Genomic DNA, 19,583 nt, shown 5'->3' with positions numbered 1-19,583 from the left:
GCATGTTCGAGTTCAATCTCCCAGACCTCGGTGAAGGGGTCGCAGAGGGTGAGGTGCTCACCTGGCGCGTCTCGCCGGGCGACGCCGTCACCGAGGATCAGGTCCTCGCGGAGGTGGAAACCGACAAGGCCGCCGTCGACGTCCCGTCGCCGGTCAACGGCATCGTACGGGAACTACATGCCGAAGTCGGTGAGATGGTACAGACCGGCGAGGTACTCATCACCATTGAGGAAGAGGGCGATGCCGAAGCGGCTGATGCGGCGACTGATAGTACAGACGAAGCCGAATCGGCAGGAGCCGACACAGAGGAGGCAGACAGCGCTGCGAGCGAAGCCGCAGCGGCTGACACATCGGAACAGTCGGAGGCAAGCACAAGCACGGCCGACGGCCGTGTGTTCGCCTCGCCGAGCGTACGCCGACTCGCCCGTGAGAAGGGGGTCGATATCGCGGCCGTCGACGGGAGCGGACCGGGCGGCCGCGTCACCGAAGGGGATGTCGAGGCGGCCACAGCGTCAGCCGGCGAGACGGCTGACAGTGACGACGGCCCCACATCTGTCGTTTCGAAGGCGTCCGACGACGGGGACGGCCCGACCACAGCAGTTTCGCAGGCCGACGATGCGGACACAGACGACGGAACCGCTGTCAAGGCAGCCGTCAGAAGTGTCTCCGGCGACGGACAGGAAGCCGCCAGTCGCGACCAGACGCTGGCGACGCCGGCCACCAGAAAGGCCGCCCGTGAACTCGACGTGAACATCGACGCCGTTCCGACCGACCAGACGCGGAACGGCCAGCCCTACGTCGACGAGTCGGCCGTGCGGACGTACGCGGAGGCCCAGCAGGCCGCGCAGGCGGCTGATGCCGAAGCCGTCAGCGCCGGAGGTGGCGCAGCGGGAACGACAGCCGAAGCGGGCGGCGCTGGGACCGAAGCGACGGCCGTCGAGACAGGCGACGGCGAGCGCCGCGAACCGTACCGTGGCGTCCGTCGGTCAATCGGTGAGCAGATGGCCCGTTCCCGGCGAGAGGTGCCCCACGCGACCCACCACGACCAGGTAGTCGTGTCCGGCCTCGTCGAGGCCCGTGAGCGACTCGAACCACTCGCCGAGGAGCGCGATGTCACGCTGACGTACACACCGTTTGTGGTGAAATGCGTCGCCGCGGCGCTGGACCAGCACCCGGTTCTCAACACGGCTCTGGATACTGAAAACGAGGAAATCGTCTACAGAGACGTCCACAACATCGGCGTGGCGGCAGCGACCGACCATGGCCTTGTCGTGCCGGTCGTCAACGACGTCGACGGGAAAGGGCTAGTCGAGCTCGCCGACGAGATCAACGACCTCGTCGGGCGGGCCCGAGAGCGGGACATCGAGCGATCGGAGATGCAAGGCGGGACGTTCACCGTCACGAACTTCGGCGCTATCGGTGGCGAGTACGCCAGTCCGATCATCAACGTCCCCGAGACGGCGATTCTCGGGATCGGGGCGCTGAAAGAGCGGCCGGTGGCCGAAGACGGCGAAGTCGTCGCAAAACCCACGCTCCCGGTCTCGCTGGCAATCGACCACCGCGTCATCGACGGGGCCGACGCCGCGCGCTTCGTCAACACGCTCAAGGAATATCTGGCGGACCCGACGCGACTCCTGCTGGAGTAACTGTTCGGGTTCACAATCGAAACCGAAACAGGTCACTGGAACGACAGGGTTGGTGATGCCCTCCACGAGAGACACATGGATCTGGTACGGATTAGCCGCGCTGTTCGTCCTGCCGCCGGGGTGTATGGCTCTCTCCCGGCTGTCAATGGAACTGTTCGTGTCGTCAGCATCGGCCGGAGAGGGGAGTCTCGGAACGTTCCTCGGCGCGTTTGCCCTGACTGTCCTCGCCAGTTGGGCGGGTATGCTGTTCAGCCTGCTTCTCACGGTCGGGCTCTTTCTCGACAGTCGACAGCTCAGGCGGACCGACGGGGACTGGACCCCGACACCGCTGTATGCGCTTGGCGGCATCGTCCACGGGGTGGGGACGACGCTGCTTGCAGCGTTTGCGGTGTCGGTGCCAGTCATCGGGTACTACCTGTATCGGCGGCGCACGCGAGACACGACAGCGAAGTGAAGGGCGATAGCTTTTCACGGACCCGGACGAGGCACCGCTATGGTCGTCGGAGATGTCACTACGGGAACGGAACTGCTTGTTATCGGCGGCGGTCCGGGCGGCTACGTCGCCGCGATCCGGGGCGCGCAATTAGGGCTGGATACGACGCTCGTCGAGCGGGACGCCTACGGCGGGACCTGTCTGAACCACGGCTGTATCCCCTCGAAAGCACTCATCTCGGCCTCGGACGTGGCCCACGACGCCCGGCAGGCCGAGTCGATGGGCGTATTCGCGGACCCGGCCGTCGACATGGCCGGGATGACAGAGTGGAAAGACGGCGTCGTCACACGGCTGACACGGGGCGTCGAATCGCTGTGTAAGAACGCCGGCGTCAATCTGGTGGAAGGGACAGCCGAGTTCGTCGATGACGGGACGGTCCGGGTCGCCCACGGCGGCGAGGGACAGGGCTCGGAATCGCTGTCGTTCGAACACGCCATCGTCGCCACGGGGAGCCGACCGATGACGGTCCCGGACTTCGAATTCGACGGCGAACACATCCTCCCTTCGAAGGACGCGCTCGCGCTCGAATCGGTCCCCGAGAAGCTGCTCGTCGTCGGTGCGGGCTACATCGGCATGGAGCTCTCGACGGTGTTCGCGAAACTTGGCGCGGAGGTCACCGTCGTCGAGATGCTCGATGACGTGTTGCCCGGCTACGAGGACGACATCGCAGCGGTCGTCCGCGACCGCGCCGAGGAGCTGGGGATCGATTTCAACTTCGGGGAGGCGGCCGACGACTGGAACGAGACGGACGAGGGCATTCGCGTCCAGACCGTTGATGAGGACGATACGGTCACCGAGTACAACGCCGAGAAGTGTCTCGTCGCGGTCGGGCGCGAACCGGTCACGGAGACGCTCGCGCTGGAGAACATCGACCTCCAGACGGACGAGAACGGCGTCATTCCGACCGATGACCAGTGCCGAACGGCCTTCGAGTCGGTGTTCGCAGTCGGCGACGTGGCCGGCGAACCGATGCTGGCCCACAAGGCGATGGCCGAGGGCGAGGTCGCTGCGAGAGCCGCCGCCGGCGAACCGGCCGCGTTCGACCATCAGGCGATTCCCGCCGCGGTGTTCACCGACCCCGAAATCGCGACCGTCGGAATGACTGAGAGCGAGGCCGAGGCGGCGGGCTTCGACCCGGTCATCGGACAGATGCCGATACGGGCCAACGGCCGTGCACTCACTGTCAACGAGAAAGAGGGATTCGTCCGCGTCGTCGCCGACGCCGACGAGGAGTTCCTGCTCGGGGCACAGATCGTCGGCCCGGAAGCGTCGGAGCTTATCGCCGAACTCGGGCTGGGTATCGAGATGGGCGCGCGGCTTGAGGACATCGCTGGGACGATCCACACGCACCCGACGCTTTCCGAGGCAGTCCACGAGGCGGCCGCGGCGGCACGCGGCGAAGCGGTTCACACGCGCTGAGAACGCGCCAGGCCGGTTCGCAAAGGCCCAGTTAAAAACAACTCTGTGGGCGTTTACTGTCAGAGCGGCAGAGTTTTGCGCCGTGCAAAAGGGTTATATGATGGATTGAGTAAACTGTCGGTGAATAGGAACCGGTAAGATATGTCTACTGATTCACAGCCCGACGATACCATCGCCCAGGCGATCATTTCGGGGTCGACGTACGAGCGACTCCGCTACGAACGCCACTCGTATCTCAGACAGACCGTCCCGCGGACGCTCGCGCTCCAGAGCGCCCTGCTTGGTGCGCTGGCGCTGTTACTACCTATCTACGGTCTGTATCCGGACAGCACCGCGGCGTTTTTGCCGTCGATCGACCCTGCCATCGCCTCGCCGAAAGTGCTGTTACTCGGACTGTTCGGCGGGGCCTTGCAGTTGTTCGGTGCGACGTTGCTCGTCGGGTCAGTCCTCTACCGGGTCCGGCTCGCCCCGCTGACCGAGCGACAGGCGCACGCGGCGCTCAACGCCGAGGACTTCGCCCGCTACGTCGGTCTCGGAACCGGCGGCCTGGCAATCGTGCTCTCGCTTTGCCTGTTCGCCGTGGGTCTGGGCGGTGGTGACGCAGTGTCCGCATACGTCGCGTTCACGGGTCGGAACCCGTTCGTCGACTCCGGGTTCGGCCTGTCGGTCGGGGCCGTGTCGCTGTTCGCCTTCGTCGCCAGCGTGACGGTTTTTTACGCCTCGCGATATCTCCTCGTTCACCTCGCGCTGTTCCACCGCAACAGCGAGTGAGCGGTCACCGTGGGGTATCGAACCGGTTGCGGTGACGACCTGAGTCGGCGGGGCTGTTTTCAGGCGTGCGGTCAACCGTGTTTATATGGTCACAAACGAGAGTGAGACGTTCGATATCGGTGGGGAACTCACAGTCCACCGGCTCGGCTTCGGTGCAATGCGGCTCACCGGCGAGGATATCATCGGCGAACCGGACGACGAGGCACACGCTCACAGCGTGCTGGAGCGAGCGGTCGAACTCGGCGTGGATTTCATCGATACGGCGGACTCGTACGGCCCGGGTGTCTCGGAGCGACTCATCGGCGAGGCGCTCGATACTGAACGTGAAGACCTCGTCATCGCGACGAAAGGCGGTCTGCTCCGCAACACCGACGCCGACTGGCTGGCCCATGGCGACCCGGATTATCTGCGCAACGCCCAGTTGTGCTCGCGGGACCGCCTGCGGATGGACCCCATCGACTTGTACCAGCACCACCGGCCAGACCCCGACACGCCGTTCGAGGACTCGATTCACGCGCTCGCCGAGATGAAAGACGAGGGGCTGATCCGCCACGTCGGCGTCTCGAACGTCTCCGTCGACCAACTGGACCGGGCCCGCGACATCGTCGACATCGCGACGGTCCAGAACCAGTACAACGTCGCCCACCGCGACGACGAGGACGTGTTAGAGGCGTGCGAGAACTACGGTATCGGGTTCATTCCGTGGTTCCCGCTCGGCGCTGGCGACCTCGGCGACATCGACGGCATCGGGGAGATAGCGCAGCGCCACGACGCCACACCCTACCAGATCGCACTGGCGTGGCTGCTGGGGCATTCGGACGTGACACTCCCGATTCCCGGCACAAGCAGCCTCGACCATCTTGAACAGAACGTCGCCGCGAGCGCCATCGACCTCACTGCCGAGGAACTCGCCCAGTTGTCCTGAAAGCGGCAGACGCCACCGGCATGGCGTCCGACGACCGCGACTGCGGCGGGACAGCGCTTGTCGATGACCACGGTTCTTTTGGTTCCTACCGCTGTACCCCGGGTATGACCACTGTTACCCTGGGTCCTGAGGGGACCTACTCCCACCGCGCCGCACAGGCAGTCACCGACGACGAGATCTCCTTCTCCGAGTCAGTGACCGCCATCGTCGAGGCCGTCGCCGACGGCGAGGCCGAACGTGGCGTGGTCCCCGTCGAGAACAGCATCGAAGGCTCCGTCACGGAATCGCTCGACGCCTTCGCGGAGTACGACGTTGCCGTCGTCGAGGAGATCATCACGCCGATCCGCCACGCCCTGCTCGCACAGGACGACTCATTCTCGCTGGTGGCCAGCCACGCCCAGGCGCTGGCTCAGTGTCGCGGCTGGCTCGACGAGCACTACCCCGGCGTCAATGTCGAGGCGGTCGCATCGACGGCCCGCGGCGTCGAGCGCGCCCGCGGTGACGCTGATATCGCCGCTATCGGCCACCCAGAGAACGCGACCAACGGCACCGAACTGAAAGTGCTCGCAGAGGACATTCAGGACCGGTCCTCGAACGCCACCCGCTTCGTCGTCGTCGCCCCCAAAAGCGAGCGCAGCGAGGCCGGCGGCAAGAGTTCCTTCATCGTCTACCCCGATGTCGATTACCCCGGTCTGTTGCTCGAACTGCTGCAGCCGTTCGCCGACCGCGATATCAACCTCACCCGCGTCGAGTCCCGGCCAAGCGGGGAGCGGTTGGGCGACTACGTCTTCCACATCGACATCTCGGCCGGCCTCTACGAGCAGCGAACGCAGGACGCCCTCGCCGACATCGAGGACATCGCCGAGAAGGGCTGGGTCCGCCGGCTGGGATCGTACGACTCCAGGACGGTCGTCAACTGAACCGGCGAGACACCGCCGGCCCTGCTTCAAGCGTTAAGTCCCGGGCCCGTGTACCCTCGTGTATGTCAGACCGCGATCCGTTCAGCGAGATCGAGCGCGCGTTCGATATGCTGGGAGAGCAGTTCGGCGTCGACATGGGCGCTATCCCGGTCGACGTCGTCGACGAGGGCGACACCTTCGTCGTCCACGCGGACCTCCCCGGCTACGACAGCGATGACATCGACGTTCAACTCGTCGAGGATCGGAAGCTCACAATCAGCGCCACGTCGAGCCAAGAGCGGGAATCGACCGACGGCCAGTACATCCAGCGCGAGCGTCGGCAGCAGTCGCTGAGCCGGTCGGTCCGCCTCCCCGAGGCCGTCGACGAAGCGGAGACCACCGCGAGCTACGACAACGGCGTCCTCACGGTACGGCTGTCGAAGGTCGTCCACAGCGAGGACGACGACGGGACGAATATCCCCGTCAACTGACGATGGTACTTGAACCCGGTACCGACGTGCCAACGATCAGAGCGACGAACCAGCACGGCGACGCGGTCCAGCCCGCCTTCGAGCAGCCGACGGTGCTGTACTTCTATCCGGCGGACGACACACCCGGCTGTACGACAGAGGCAGAACAGTTCGAGGAGTACACACAGCAGTTCCAAGACGCCGGCGTCTCGGTGTACGGCGTCTCGACAGACGGCGTGGAGAGCCACCGCGACTTCGCCGAAGCGAACAGCCTCAGCTTCGACCTGTTGGCCGACCCCGAGGGACGGCTATGCGAGGCGTTCGACGTGCCGCTCGTCGACGGCCGGGGCCAGCGGACGACGTACGTCATCGCGAAGGAACGCGTCGTCGCCGTCTACGAGCGGGTCGGCCCCGACGGCCACGCGGCGAGCGTCTTCGAGGACCTCGTCGATACTGGGCTGGTCAGCGCCGAGTAGGCCGAGACAGGCGAAAATCGGACGACTGCGAGCTATTCTTCGATGTCGATGGCCGGGCGGCCGGGACCGGCTTTGCCGACGAGGTCGGGGTCTGCTTCCTCGGGACTCTGAACAATCACGTCAGCGCCGAACTCGCGTTCGACGAGCCACGCGGCCCGTTCGAGCGCCGCCTGCTCGCGCTCGGGCGGCAGTTGCTCGTCCAGCGATTGCGCGCGGCCGGCCAGTTCCTTGGCGAAGTCCGCGGCCGCCTCGCCCTGCTCGCGCAGTTCCTCGTCCTGCATGACGGTGCCGACAACGTTGCCGTCAGCGTTCCGGGCGAGGTCGAGGACGCGGTGCTTCCACTCCGGTGCGACCGCGAGTGTGATGGTCTGTGGGTTCTCGATGCCGACCGTGTCGACGATGTCGCGGATGTCCTCGCGGGTGTTCTCGACCAGCCGGCGCTCCATCCCGTAGTCGGCGGGCGCCTCGGCGGCCGGCCACTCGGCCTCCGCGATAAGGTCGTCGTGGCCCAGTTCGGCCCACATCTCCTCGGCAGCGTGGGGGGCGACCGGAGCGAGCAGTTTCGCCGCCGTCGCCAGCCCGCGCTCGAAGGTGTCGGCGTCGGGAGTGGTCGCCTCCTGATACCGGCGCAGCAACGACACCAGTTCCCGCACGGCCTGGAGCGCGTGGTTGAACCGGAAGTCCTCGAACTCCGCCGTCGCGTTGGCGGCGGTGGCGTCGATTTCGCGGTCGACGTAGGCCGCGATGTCGTCGGCGTCACCGGTGTCAACCTCACCCTCAGCATACTCCGAAACCAGCGTGTAGACGTTCTGGAGGAAGCTGTGGGCGGACTGCACACCTTCGGGACTCCAGGCGAACTCCTTCTCAGGCTGGGCGGCCTCCATGATGAACAGTCGGGCCGTATCGGCCCCGTATTCCTCGATGATGGTCTGAGGTGAGACGCCGTTTCCAAGGCTCTTGGACATCTTGTTGCCGTCCTCGCCCAGCACCATTCCCTGGTTCGTGAGGTTCGTGAAGGGCTCGCGGACGCCATCGACGATGTCGAGGTCGTCCAGCACTTTCGTGAAGAAGCGGGCGTACAGCAGGTGCATCACGGCGTGTTCGATGCCGCCGACGTACTGGTCGACCGGCATCCAGTCGCTGGCCCGCTCGGCGTCGAAGGGGGCCTCCTCCATCTCCGGCGAGGTGTACCGCATGAAGTACCACGAGGAGTCGACGAAGGTGTCCATCGTGTCCGTCTCCCGCACCGCGTCGGCCCCGCAGTCGGGGCAGGTCGTCTGCTTCCACTCCTCGGCGGCGTCGAGTGGATTCCCGGTAGTGTGGACGAACTCCGGCAGTTCGACCGGGAGGTCCTCGTCGGGGACCTCGACGTAGCCACAGTCGTCGCAGTGGATCATCGGAATCGGCGTGCCCCAGTAGCGCTGGCGGGAAATGCCCCAGTCCCGGAGGTTGTACTCCGTGCGGTGCTCGCCGTCGAACTCCTCGACGAAGCGGTCGCGGGCCTCGGCGCTCGCCAGCCCGTCGAACTCGCCGCTGTTGACCAGCAGGCCGTCTTCGGGATAGGCCGCTTCTTGCACGTCGATGTCCTCGGGGTCGGCGTCCGCATCGTCGGTCGGTTCGACGACCTGCACGATATCGATGTCGTGGGCCTCCGCAAACTCATGATCGCGCTCGTCGTGGGCCGGCACGGCGTACAGCGCGCCGGTCCCCACGTCGGTCAGCACGTAGTCGGCGACGTAGACAGGGATCTCTTCGCCGGTGGCGGGATTGGTCGCGTACTCGCCGGTGAACACGCCGGAGGTCACGTCCAGTTCGTCCTCGTCGGCTTCCTCGGCCATCTCGATGTACTCGGCGACTTCGTCGTTATCCTCGGCGATCTCCTGCGCGACGGGATGGCCGGGGGCCAGCGAGAAGAACGTAGCCCCGTGGATGGTGTCCAGACGGGTCGTGAAGATGTCGACCGCGCCGTGGTCGCCGACCTCGAAGGCGACGCTCGCGCCCGCTTGCTTGCCGATCCAGTTGCGCTGCATCTCCCGGACGTTGTTCGGCCAGCCGTCGAGGTCGTCAAGCGATTCCAGCAGTTCCTCGGCGTAGTCGGTGATGGTGAAGAACCACTGGTCCATCTCGCGGGCCTCGATGGGCGTGTCACACCGCCAGCAGAGCTCTTCTTCCCCTTCGACCTGCTCGTCCGCGAGGACGGTCTCACAGGAGGGACACCAGTTCAGCTCGGCGGCCTGGCGCTCGACCAGCCCTTCCTCGCGGAACTGCTTGAACAGCCACTGGTTCCACTGGTAGTACTCCGGCTCACAGGTCGCGAGTTCGCGGTCCCAGTCGTAGCCAAAGCCCATCTCCGTGAGCTGGTCGCGCATCGAGTCGATGCACTGCATCGTCCAGTCCCGCGGGTTGGTGTCCCGTTCCTCGGCGGCGTTCTCGGCGGGCAGACCGAAGGAGTCCCAGCCCATCGGGTGGAGGACGCTCTCGCCGCGCATCCGCTCGAAGCGGGCGTAGGCGTCCGTGATAGTGTAGTTCCGGACATGGCCCATGTGGAGGCTTCCGGACGTGTAGGGGAACATCGCCAGAACGTACTCCGGGTCGGTCTCGTCGTCGTCGATCCGGAACACGTCGGCCTCGTCCCACGTGCGCTGCCACCGGGGCTCGATCTCCGTGTGATCGAACCCCCGCTCGCGTTCCTCACCGGTCGTGGTCATGATATCGGAACATCCGGCAGCGACCGTGCTATACCTTTCCCTTCGGGAGGCTATCAGGGTCCGCCACACGAGCGCACAGGCCGAGCGGGTGTGAATCCGGGGAACTGGCTTACCACAGAGCGGTACCGTCGCCGCAGGTCGACCAGCCGCCCGCTATCCGGGACAGTCGACGTTTCTGATGTCGAATCGAGCGCCGCCCGACTCGCTCTCCGACATCGAGATCGTCCAGCCCTGATCCGAGGCGACCCGGCGAGCGACGTAGAGTCCGAATCCGGTGTTCTCCGGGACGGCGGTGTGGCCCGCGTCGAACACACGCTCCAGCGGTTCGACATCGATGCCCGGACCGTCATCGGCGACGAAGAAGCCGTCGGCCGTCGTGCCGACGGTGACGGTGACCGACGGTCCAGCGTGTTCGAGCGCGTTCTGGAACAGGATCTGGAGCAACAGCCCGGCGGACTCCTGATCGGCGACGATACGGGTGTCCCCGTCGAATGCCAGGCACGCCTCGCTGTCGGCGAGCGTGTCCCACACCTCCCGACTGAGACGGGAGAGCCAGACGTGTTTTCGCTTCGGAATCTGTTCGATCTCGTCGTGCTGGATAGACCCACTCGGGTCGCTCGTGGAGAGTTCGACCACGGTATCGATAATCGCAGAGATCTGTGAGAGCGACTCCTCGATGTCGGCGGTCGGCCCGTCGCAGTCGGCCAGCTCTTCGAGTCGCCCGTAGGCGATCTGGAGTTCGTTTCGGAGCTCGTGAGACGCCACAAGTGCGACTTTCACCATCCGTTCGTTCTGGCGGCGAAACGCGTGCTCGCGGAGCTTTCGTTCGGTGATATCCTGCGTGTGTCCGACGATTCCCCGAACGTCCCCGTCGGAATCGTACCACGGCATCTTGCGGGTGCGGACGTACGACGCGTCGAGATCGAGGAATTCCTCTACTTCGATCTGGTCCGTTTCTTCCTCGATGACGTCCATTTCATCACGCAGGGCCGCTTTCGCGTGCTCATCAGCCAGTTCCGGAACTTCGACGTCGGTGAGGCCGAGTCGGTCGGTCGGCTCGTTGAACCCCCGGCCCAGCAGGACGTGCCGGGCCTGCTCGTCTTTCGCGTACAGGTGATCCGGGATCTCGTTGAACAGGGAGAGCAACAGCGTCTCCATCGGGGACGGTGGCCGTCCGGCGACAGTCGGCGGCTCGGCGTCGAGGCTGTCCCGAACAGCCTCGGCGACGGCGTCTTCGAGATGTGCCGACGGCTCAACGACCGTCACGTCGAGGGCAGCCGGGACCGCCGCCGGGTCTTCGCCTACGACGATCACCGGTAGGTCGGGAAACAGCTTCCTGACGCCGTACGCGATATCGGTTCCCGACTGGTCGTCGACTGTTTCGGGGAGAACAAGCGCATGGAACGCCGAATGGGTGAGCGTGTCAAAGAGGGCCGTGAGATCCGACAGTTGTGTGATCGACGCCGGCGTCTCGGCGAGGGCGGATTCGAGAGCCGCTGTATCCAGCCCGTCGGTCGTGACGACTAAAACAGGTTTGCTACCCATGGTGCGTTCCCGGTAAGCGTACTGTTGCGTGTGGCGGATTGTCACTGTTTCGGGCGTGTCGAACCGGCAGCGTCGCCGGGACGCCGTCCGAGAGAGCGGCACCCCACACAAGATTTTTGCCGGACTCGCCAAGTGTCAGGGATGTATGGTACACTGCCCTGATTGTGAGACCTCGCTCGAAACGGCCGACGATATCGATTTCGTCGAAGTGGACGCCGTCACCGGCTTCATCAAAGCCTCCAAGCGCTTTTACACCGCCAACTGCGCAGCCTGCGGTGTGACTATCGGCAGCGGTGTCGCCGGCGCGAAGTCCAACGGAGGTGCGGCCTGATGGTTCACTGTCCCGAATGCGATGCGGAGATGAACGCCCAGGAGGACGTGGAGTTCCTCGATATGGAGTCGACGACGGGCTTCTTTACGGCCTCGAAACGGTTCTACCTCGTTGCCTGTGACAACTGCGGGGCTGCCATCGGCAGCGGCGTCGCCGGTGCCATGTAGCCGCCGGGCCTAGGCTTATACACGCCTCAATGCAAGAGAAGGTATGGCAAAATCACCTGACGACGACACGAAGGACAGCGGACGACTGCCGGCACCACTCCAGTCGGTCACGCCGGGGACCGGTAGCCGTCGCAACGAGGAGATGGACGTGTTCGGCTGGGGGATGCTCCTCGGCCTGCTCGTCCTATTGATGCCGCTCCTGCCGTTTATCGTCATCGTCTGGGGCATCTCGAAAGTGACCGATATGCTCACGCCCTCATCGTAATCAGGTCGTATCGGTATCGACGAGCGAGAACGCCGTCCCGTCACCGTCGGCACTCGCGTTCTCGTAAACGACGTGTGCAGTCGCCACGTCTTGAATCGCCAGTCCCGTCGAGTCAAAGAGCGTGATGCCGTCGTCGTCGGTCCGTCCCGAGAGCGTGCCCGCGACGATGTCGCCGAGTTCCCCGTGAAGGTCGGCATCGGTCAGGACTCCCTCGCCCCACGGGACGTTGATCTCGCCGGAGTGAGTACACTGCTCGTAGTTGTCGATGACGAGTTTCGCGTCGAGCAGCGTGCGTTCGTCGTGTTCCTGCTTGCCGGCAGCGTCGGCCCCGATGGCGTTGATGTGTGTGCGTTCGCCAAGCCACTCCCGGTCCACGATGGGGGACTCGACGGGCGTAATCGTCGACAGTACGTCACAGCCGGCGGCGTCCTCGATGGTACCCGCCCGCACGTCAAATCGGTCAGTGAACGTGTCGACGAACGCCTGCTGTTTCTCCGTGTCCCGGTCGGCGACGACCACCGTCTCGATATCCCGGACCGACGAGATGGCCGCCAGTTGCGTGTACGCCTGCGTGCCGGCCCCGACCAGACCAAGTGAGTCTGCATCGGCGACGGCGAGGTGGTCGGTGGCGACGGCGGCCGCCGCCCCGGTCCGCAGGCGCGTCAGGACGGTGCCGTCCATCACGGCCAGCGGGAACGCCGTCTCGGGGTCCGAGTAGATGAGCGTCCCGAGGACGGTCGGCAGGTCGTGATCCCGGGGGTTGTCCAGATGGACGTTGACCCACTTGATCGCGGCGGCGTCCCACGTCTCAGCGTTGACGTAGGCCGGCATCGACCTGAAGTCGCCATTGTACTGCGGCAGGTCGATGTAGGACTTGGCCGGCATGATGGTGTTCCCCCTAGCATCGGCGGCGAAGGCCGCGGCGACCGCGTCGATAACTGCCGGCATCGTCGCGTGGTCCTCGACCGCGTCCGCGCCGAGAAGCAGCGTCTGCATATGGTATGTTGACACTCGACGATATTTAGCCCTCCGCCGTCACAGGGGTTATGTCGCCACACAGCCAGTCACGAGTATGCGTCGCCGGGCGGCGATTGCCGTGCTCTGTCTCTGTCTGCTGAGCGCCGGGTGTGCCGGGCTGTTCGGAGACGACACGGCCGCCAGGGAGACGGTGACACCAGCACCGGTCCCGACTGCAGATGCACCGACATCTCCAGCACAGCGTGCCCCGGGCGTCGTCGGCGACCGCGTCGTCAACGCCACCACGCTCGGCCGCGCCCACGTCAGCCACCTCTCGAACACCGCCTATCGAGTCCACCACACCAGAACCGTCATGAACGGCAGCGGCCTGCGCAAGCGAGTCCGAACCCGTGCCAGTATCGGCGCGGGTTACGAGTCGTACACGGCCACCCGAACGGTCACCGGCCAGGGCGTGACACCGCGTGAGATTCACAGCACCTGGCGGGACGGCCGTGCGCTCAGACGGACGACAGTCAACGGGTCGACATCGACAGAGGTGGTCGCGGACAGCCGTGGTATCGGTGGCCCGCCGCGCTCACCTCGGGCCGCACTGTTCTTCGAACCCACGTTCAATGGGCGTCTCATAGCCTTGTTTTCCGCCACCAACATCACGTCTATCCGCCCCGGCGACGAAGTCATCAAGCAGCTGTACGGGGTTTCGCTGTATCGCATCAAGGGAACCGGGTCGACCGACGACAGCGCGATTGCCACCCGCCCCGTCGACCGTGTGACCAACGTCTCCTTCTCGGCAACCGTGACGCCGAGCGGCATCGTCCGGAGCTACGCGCTCCAGTACACGATCAACAACGGAACAGATACCCGCCGAGTAACCGAGATCCTCCGCTACAGTGACCTCGGGACGACAGACGTGGTGTTCGACGACCGACGCCGTCAAAACCGAACAACACAGCCCGACTGATGCGAGCGACGGCTGGACGCTGTCGAAGTGTCCAAAACGGAGAGCAGCCCCCACCCGCTGTCACCAGCCCGTCCCACCAAACGGACCGGGACAGTCGATACTTCGCAGTAAGATACCTAACTGTGTCTCCAGTTTCACGTCTCGATATCGGCGATGTCACAGCGTCGCCGTAGTTGGAAGCTGACTGTAATCGATGAAACGATCGTTTGCAGGTCGGTTCGAAAGCGACGCACGCCCAGCGGAGCTGCGTGGGCGTTCGTTCAGAAAGTCTGCGTCCGATCAGCTACGTTGCTCGCGGGTCACTGCGTTCGCCGCTCACTATTCGAGGGCCCTCACTTCGTTCGGCCCCTCGCTTACATCATGCCGCCCATACCGCCGCCCATGCCGCCCATACCGCCAGGAGCGCCACCGGGGCCGCCGGGGCCGCCTTCGTCGCCGCCGGAGGTCGAGAGCTCGCCGGCAGCGATGATGTCGTCGATCTTGAGGACTAGGTTCGCGGCCTCTGCAGCCGAGGAAATCGCCTGTCGCTTGGCGTGGGCTGGCTCGACGACGCCGGTGTCGAGCGTGTTCTCGACGTCACCGGAGAAAACGTTCAGGCCGGCGCTGACATCGCCGTCCTCGTGGGCGGCGCGCAGGTCGACCAGCGTGTCGATGCTGTCGAGACCGGCGTTCTCGGCGAGCGTGCGCGGGATAATCTCCAGCGCGTCGGCGAAGGACTCGATAGCGAGCTGTTCGCGGCCTTCGACGCTGTCGGCGTAGTCGCGGAGCCGGCGGGCGACTTCGACTTCGGGTGCGCCGCCGCCGCCGAGGACGCTGCCGTTGGCGACGGTGGACGCGACGACGTCCAGCGCGTCCGTGACACCGCGTTCGAGTTCGTCGACGACATGGTCGGTCGAGCCACGGAGCAGGAGCGTGACGCCGTGGGCACCGTCGCTGCTGCCTTCGACGTAGAACAGACCTTCGGCGTCGTCACGGGTGACGGAGCCGTGACCCAGGTCTTCCGCGGTCGCGGAGTCGAGGTCGGAGACGATGCGGGCACCCAGAACCTCTTTGAGGAACTCGATGTCGGACTTCTTTGCGCGACGGACGGCCAGAATACCCTTCTCGGCGAGGTAGTGCTGGGCCATGTCGTCGATGCCCTTCTGGCAGAAGACGACATCAGCGCCGGTGTCCGCGATCTGGTCGACCATCTGCTTGAGCTGCTCTTCTTCCTTGTCGAGGAAGTTCTGGAGCTGGCTCGGGTCGTCGACGGAAAGCTGGGCGTCGACTTCGGTCTCGTCGAGTTCGATGGCCGTGTCGACGAGGAGGACGTCGGCGTCGTCGACTTCGGTCGGCATCTCCTCGTGGACCGGGTCCTTGTCGATGACTGCGCCTTCCAGCAGCTCGGAGTTGCCGGCGGAGCTGCCAGTCTGGGTCTCGATGTTGAGGTATTCGAGGTCGGCGACGACGGAGCCGTCGTCGGCCTCGACGGTCACGGCGTTGACCGCGTCGACGATGATCTGGGCGAGCAGCTCCTTGTTGAGCTCCGCACCCTTGCCCGTCATCGAGGTCTCGGCGACCTTCTTCAGGAGTTCCTCGTCGTCAGGATCGACTTCGGTGGCGATGTCGTCGAGTTCGTCCTTTGCCTGCGTGGCGGCCATGTTGAACCCTTTGATGATCGCCGTCGGGTGGATGTCCTGTTCGAGGAGGTCCTCGGCGTTCTTGAGGAGTTCGCCTGCGATGGCGACGGCGGAGGTGGTGCCGTCACCGGCCTCGTCTTCCTGTGTTTCGGCAACCTCGACAATCATCGAGGCTGTCGGGTTGTCGATGTCCATCTCCGAGAGGATGGTGACGCCGTCGTTCGTGACGGTGACATCACCCATCGAGGAGACGAGCATCTTGTCCATCCCCTTCGGGCCGAGCGTCGAGCGTACTGACTCGGCGACCGCGCGAGCGGCCGAGATGTTGTGTTCCTGCGCAGACTTGTCCTTCATCCGCTGGGAGTCCTCTCCCAGGATGATCATCGGCTGGCCCTGCATCTGGCGTTGGCTCATAATCAAGCGAAGATTGCATGTGGTTCTATATAAAAGTAAGGGTTATAGGGCGCTCGACGGCCACCTGTTGACGCGGCCAGAACAGGTGAAATCACCCGACAGAGGTGGTACTGGCTGCTAGTAGTGGTAGCTGTTGGCACGCCACATCAGAACGACGGCGACCTGTTTATATATTCACTCGATTGGTTCCGTCCAGTGGACCGTGACCGACCCAACGACGAATGCGTCCTTCGAGTCGGTGTCCCGCCGGAACTGAATCGTGTTCTCTCCGAGGTGCAGTTGCTCGGGCGCGATCGTGTCCATCCAGAGCTGCCACCCCTCACCCGGCGCGATGTCGAACCCCGATAGCGGTTCACCGTTGACGACGATTTCGTGGTCGAAATCCTCGACATCGTAGACCTGCATCTCGACGTACGGGTCCGCCGCCGACGAGGTGGGGATATCGAAGGAAACCGGATCGGTCGAATCACCGGTGTATTCCGCCCACGGAACGTCGAGCGAGTCCGCCGACGGACCGAGGTGCTGCTGGAACTGACAGAGCGCGTAGTTGGCGCGACGTGACATACAAGCTACGTCTCCCGGGCAGCATAAAAATCAGTGGCCGGTCGCGCTCTACTCCGCGCAATCGCGGCACGGGCAGGAGAGCGGAGCGCCTATGAGTGGCCGGCTGTTGCCTCCGGTATGGACGCTGCGCTTGGCCCGCCCGAGAAGATGGCCGAGCTCGAGGAGGACCTGACGCCGATGATGGCACAGTACTACGAGCTGTGCCGGCAGTACGACGACGCCCTGGTCCTCTTTCAGGTCGGGGACTTCTACGAGGCCTTCTGTGCGGCCGCGAAACGGGTCGCCCGGCTGTGTGAGATCGCGCTGACCCAGCGCGAGGACTCGACCGGGAAGTATCCGATGGCCGGCATCCCTATCGACAACGCCGAGTCGTACGTCGAGACGCTGCTGGACGCGGGCTACCGGGTCGCCATCGCCGATCAGGTCGAAGACCCCGACGAGGTCAGCGGCGTGGTCGAACGGGCAGTAACGCGAATCGTCACCCCCGGCACGCTCACGGAGAGCGAACTGCTGGGCGGGGCAGACAACAACTACGTCGCCGCCCTGACCGCCGGTGAGCGGTACGGGCTGGCGCTACTGGATATCTCGACCGGCGACTGCTACGCGACCAGTGTCGGCTCCGAAAGCGCCGTCGCCGACGAACTCAGCCGGTTCGGTCCCGCCGAAGCCATCGTTGGGCCGGACATCGACGTGGATCGGGACGCCGTCTTCGGGCCGGCCTGTCTGGTGACGCGCTACGACGCGGACGCCTTCGCCCGGGACCGCGCCGAGGACCGCGTGGGGCAGTACTTCGGCCCGCCGGAGCGCCTGCTCGCCGGCGACGCGGAGATCCGTGCCTGTGGCGGTCTGCTGGCCTACGCGGAGTACACCCGCGGCAGCAGCGGCGCAGTCGGCCCGGACGGCGAGCCGGTCGACCCGGACGTGGACCCCGCCGGCACGCTCGACTACCTCAATCACCTCACGCGGTACGACCCGCGAGAGTACATGCTGCTCGACGCCGTGGCCGTCGAGAGCCTCGAACTGTTCGAGCGGCGCTCGGTCCGAGGCCACGAGAACCGCACGCTCGTGGACACGGTCGACGAGACGGCGTGTGCGCTGGGGCGGCGGAAACTGACCGACTGGCTCCGCCGGCCGTTGCTCGACGCGGACCGCATCGAGGCCCGCCACGGCGCGGTCGCGGAACTCCAGCGCGACCCCGCCACCAGAGAGGCGCTCTCGGACCTGCTCGCGGAGGTGTACGACCTCGAACGACTCATTTCACGTGTCTCGCGTGGCCGGGCGAACGCCCGTGACCTCCGGTCGCTGGCGGCAACGTTGTCCGTCGTCCCCGAAATTCGCGACCAGCTCGCCGACGCCGACGCCCGCCTGCTTGCGGACCTGCACGCGACGCTCGATCCGCTGACCGAGACCCGCGAGGAAATTGAGGCGGCGATTCGCCCGGACCCGCCACAGCAAGTGACCGAAGGGGGCGTCGTCCGGGAGGGCTACGACGAGGAACTGGACCGGCTCCGCTCGACCGAGCAGTCCGGCAAGGCGTGGATCGACGAACTGGAAGCGAGCGAGCGCGAGCGGACCGGCATCGACTCGCTGAAGGTCGGTCACAACTCCGTTCACGGCTACTACATCGAGGTGACGAACGCCAACCTCGATGCCGTCCCCGAGGACTACCAGCGCCGCCAGACGCTGAAAAACAGCGAGCGCTACTACACGCCGGAGCTCAAGGAGCGCGAAGAGGAGATCCTACGCGCCGAGAGCGCGGCCGACGATCTGGAGTACGACCTGTTCTGTGCCGTCCGGGACGAGGTGGCCGACGAGGCCGAGCGCGTACAGGCGCTTGCCGACCGTCTTGCCCGCCTCGACGTGCTGGTCTCGTTCGCCGAGGTCGCGGCGCAATACGACTACTGCCGGCCGACTGTCGGCGGCGACGGTATCGACATCACCGCCGGCCGCCACCCGGTCGTCGAGCGGACCGAGGACGCCTTCGTCCCCAACGACACGCATCTGGGGAGCGGTCCGCTTCGGGAAAGCGGCGACTCGGAGCCGGACGAGGGTGACACGGCAACCGACGAACAGGGCGAGGGTGAAGCCCCTGACATCCAAGACCCGTTCCTCGCCGTCGTTACGGGACCGAACATGAGCGGGAAATCGACGTATATGCGGCAGGTCGCACTCATTTGCTTGCTCGCACAGGCGGGCGGCTTCGTTCCCGCGAAGGCGGCCGACCTCCCGATTCTCGACCGCGTGTTTACCCGCGTTGGAGCCAGCGATGACATCGCCGGTGGCCGCTCGACGTTCATGATCGAGATGACCGAACTGGCGACGATTCTCGACGCGGCGACCGCCGACTCGCTGGTGCTGCTGGACGAAGTCGGCCGCGGCACGTCGACGGCCGACGGGCTGGCTATCGCCCGCGCCGTCACGGAACATCTCCACGAGGAAGTCGGCGCGTACACGCTGTTTGCGACCCACCACCACGACCTAACTGCCGTCGCCGCGGCGCTGCCCGGCGCGACCAACCGCCACTTCGAGACCAGCCGCGAGGACGACGACGTTCGCTTCGACCACGAACTCGCGCCCGGTCCCGCGGCGGCCTCCTACGGCGTCGAGGTGGCGAGCATGGCCGGCGTGCCCGAATCCGTCGTCGAACGGTCGCGGGACCTTCTGGTGGATGCCGAGGCGGCTGACTCCGACGCGGATTCCGCCGCCACGGAGACGACTGGCCCGACAGGGAACGGAACAGCGTCGGCCTCGACCAGAGAGGGTGGAGCGGACGGCCACACGCAGGAGACGCTTCGGACGAACGGGGCCGCCGTCGAGGAGGACTTCCCGGAATCAGTGGTACAGCAGTTGGCCTCGCTCGATGTCGCGACGATGACGCCGATAGAAGCGATGAACGCGCTCGCCGAGCTACAGGACCGACTCGAATAACAGCAGC

18 protein-coding genes are annotated in these 19,583 nt (G+C 65.3%); 13 read left to right on the top strand and 5 right to left on the bottom strand.

Translation table 11 applies throughout. The features are described from left to right. The first annotated feature begins 2 nt into the window (after positions 1-2). From IEY38_RS05800 to IEY38_RS05765, 8 genes are all read left to right on the top strand, one after another. Positions 3-1,646, top strand: coding sequence for a dihydrolipoamide acetyltransferase family protein (locus IEY38_RS05800; RefSeq protein ID WP_188976062.1), 1,644 nt, complete (start codon positions 3-5; stop codon positions 1,644-1,646). A 145-nt stretch (positions 1,647-1,791) separates the two neighbouring features. Beyond that, a complete protein-coding gene (locus IEY38_RS05795; RefSeq protein WP_005536512.1) occupies positions 1,792-2,100 on the top strand; it encodes a hypothetical protein in 309 nt (102 codons plus the stop codon). A 39-nt stretch (positions 2,101-2,139) separates the two neighbouring features. Further along, positions 2,140-3,558 carry a dihydrolipoyl dehydrogenase gene (gene lpdA / locus IEY38_RS05790; RefSeq protein ID WP_188976060.1) on the top strand — a complete coding sequence of 473 codons (1,419 nt, stop codon included), beginning with the start codon at positions 2,140-2,142 and terminating at the stop codon, positions 3,556-3,558. Positions 3,559-3,699: 141 nt separating this feature from the next. Next, positions 3,700-4,329 (top strand): hypothetical protein, encoded by a 630-nt coding sequence (locus IEY38_RS05785; RefSeq protein WP_188976058.1) that lies wholly within the window; start codon positions 3,700-3,702, stop codon positions 4,327-4,329. A gap of 85 nt (positions 4,330-4,414) precedes the next feature. Continuing rightward, positions 4,415-5,254, top strand: coding sequence for an aldo/keto reductase (locus tag IEY38_RS05780; protein ID WP_188976056.1), 840 nt, complete (start codon positions 4,415-4,417; stop codon positions 5,252-5,254). Positions 5,255-5,358: 104 nt separating this feature from the next. Next, on the top strand, positions 5,359-6,174 hold the full coding sequence (gene pheA / locus IEY38_RS05775) for a prephenate dehydratase (RefSeq protein ID WP_188976054.1): 816 nt from the start codon (positions 5,359-5,361) through the stop codon (positions 6,172-6,174). A 62-nt stretch (positions 6,175-6,236) separates the two neighbouring features. After that, positions 6,237-6,644 (top strand): Hsp20/alpha crystallin family protein, encoded by a 408-nt coding sequence (locus IEY38_RS05770; RefSeq protein WP_188976052.1) that lies wholly within the window; start codon positions 6,237-6,239, stop codon positions 6,642-6,644. A gap of 2 nt (positions 6,645-6,646) precedes the next feature. After that, positions 6,647-7,099 (top strand): peroxiredoxin, encoded by a 453-nt coding sequence (locus tag IEY38_RS05765; protein WP_188976050.1) that lies wholly within the window; start codon positions 6,647-6,649, stop codon positions 7,097-7,099. A gap of 32 nt (positions 7,100-7,131) precedes the next feature. On the opposite strand, the gene leuS is transcribed toward IEY38_RS05765, so the two are convergent. Both leuS and IEY38_RS05755 read right to left on the bottom strand, forming a co-directional pair. Beyond that, positions 7,132-9,807, bottom strand: coding sequence for a leucine--tRNA ligase (leuS, locus tag IEY38_RS05760; protein WP_188976048.1), 2,676 nt, complete (start codon positions 9,805-9,807; stop codon positions 7,132-7,134). A gap of 153 nt (positions 9,808-9,960) precedes the next feature. After that, a complete protein-coding gene (locus IEY38_RS05755; RefSeq protein ID WP_188976046.1) occupies positions 9,961-11,352 on the bottom strand; it encodes a sensor histidine kinase in 1,392 nt (463 codons plus the stop codon). A 145-nt stretch (positions 11,353-11,497) separates the two neighbouring features. On the opposite strand from IEY38_RS05755, the gene IEY38_RS05750 reads away from it, so the two are divergent. Genes IEY38_RS05750 through IEY38_RS05740 form a run of 3 tightly spaced genes read left to right on the top strand, consistent with a single transcriptional unit; the run spans position 11,498 to position 12,115 of the window. Beyond that, the gene (locus IEY38_RS05750; protein WP_005536530.1) at positions 11,498-11,683 is read left to right on the top strand and encodes a hypothetical protein; all 186 of its coding nucleotides are present in this window, start codon (positions 11,498-11,500) and stop codon (positions 11,681-11,683) included. Continuing rightward, entirely contained in the window at positions 11,683-11,850 is a 168-nt protein-coding gene (locus IEY38_RS05745) for a hypothetical protein (RefSeq protein WP_005536532.1), read from the top strand. The genes IEY38_RS05750 and IEY38_RS05745 overlap by 1 nt, the downstream gene beginning before the upstream one ends. Positions 11,851-11,893: 43 nt before the next feature. Then, the gene (locus tag IEY38_RS05740; protein ID WP_188976044.1) at positions 11,894-12,115 is read left to right on the top strand and encodes a DUF7535 family protein; all 222 of its coding nucleotides are present in this window, start codon (positions 11,894-11,896) and stop codon (positions 12,113-12,115) included. Here the strand turns inward: IEY38_RS05740 and IEY38_RS05735 are convergent, their stop codons facing one another. Next, positions 12,116-13,111 carry an ornithine cyclodeaminase family protein gene (locus tag IEY38_RS05735; RefSeq protein WP_188976042.1) on the bottom strand — a complete coding sequence of 332 codons (996 nt, stop codon included), beginning with the start codon at positions 13,109-13,111 and terminating at the stop codon, positions 12,116-12,118. Between the two features lie 76 nt (positions 13,112-13,187). Between IEY38_RS05735 and IEY38_RS05730 the strand changes: the two genes are divergently transcribed. Then, entirely contained in the window at positions 13,188-14,051 is an 864-nt protein-coding gene (locus IEY38_RS05730) for a hypothetical protein (RefSeq protein WP_188976040.1), read from the top strand. Positions 14,052-14,404: 353 nt separating this feature from the next. On the opposite strand, the gene thsB is transcribed toward IEY38_RS05730, so the two are convergent. Together thsB and IEY38_RS05720 are read right to left on the bottom strand one after the other, a co-directional pair. After that, on the bottom strand, positions 14,405-16,084 hold the full coding sequence (gene thsB, locus IEY38_RS05725; protein WP_188976038.1) for a thermosome subunit beta: 1,680 nt from the start codon (positions 16,082-16,084) through the stop codon (positions 14,405-14,407). A 174-nt stretch (positions 16,085-16,258) separates the two neighbouring features. Beyond that, positions 16,259-16,648, bottom strand: coding sequence for a DUF7383 domain-containing protein (locus IEY38_RS05720; RefSeq protein ID WP_188852210.1), 390 nt, complete (start codon positions 16,646-16,648; stop codon positions 16,259-16,261). 117 nt (positions 16,649-16,765) lie between these two features. On the opposite strand from IEY38_RS05720, the gene mutS reads away from it, so the two are divergent. Further along, the gene (gene mutS / locus IEY38_RS05715) at positions 16,766-19,576 is read left to right on the top strand and encodes a DNA mismatch repair protein MutS (protein WP_188976036.1); all 2,811 of its coding nucleotides are present in this window, start codon (positions 16,766-16,768) and stop codon (positions 19,574-19,576) included. Positions 19,577-19,583: the final 7 nt, after the last annotated feature.

Source organism: Haloarcula sebkhae (genome assembly GCF_014647415.1).
Taxonomy (GTDB): domain Archaea; phylum Halobacteriota; class Halobacteria; order Halobacteriales; family Haloarculaceae; genus Haloarcula; species Haloarcula sebkhae.
Note: the sequence above shows the minus strand (reverse complement) of the source record. Positions and strands in the feature narration are given on the sequence as shown.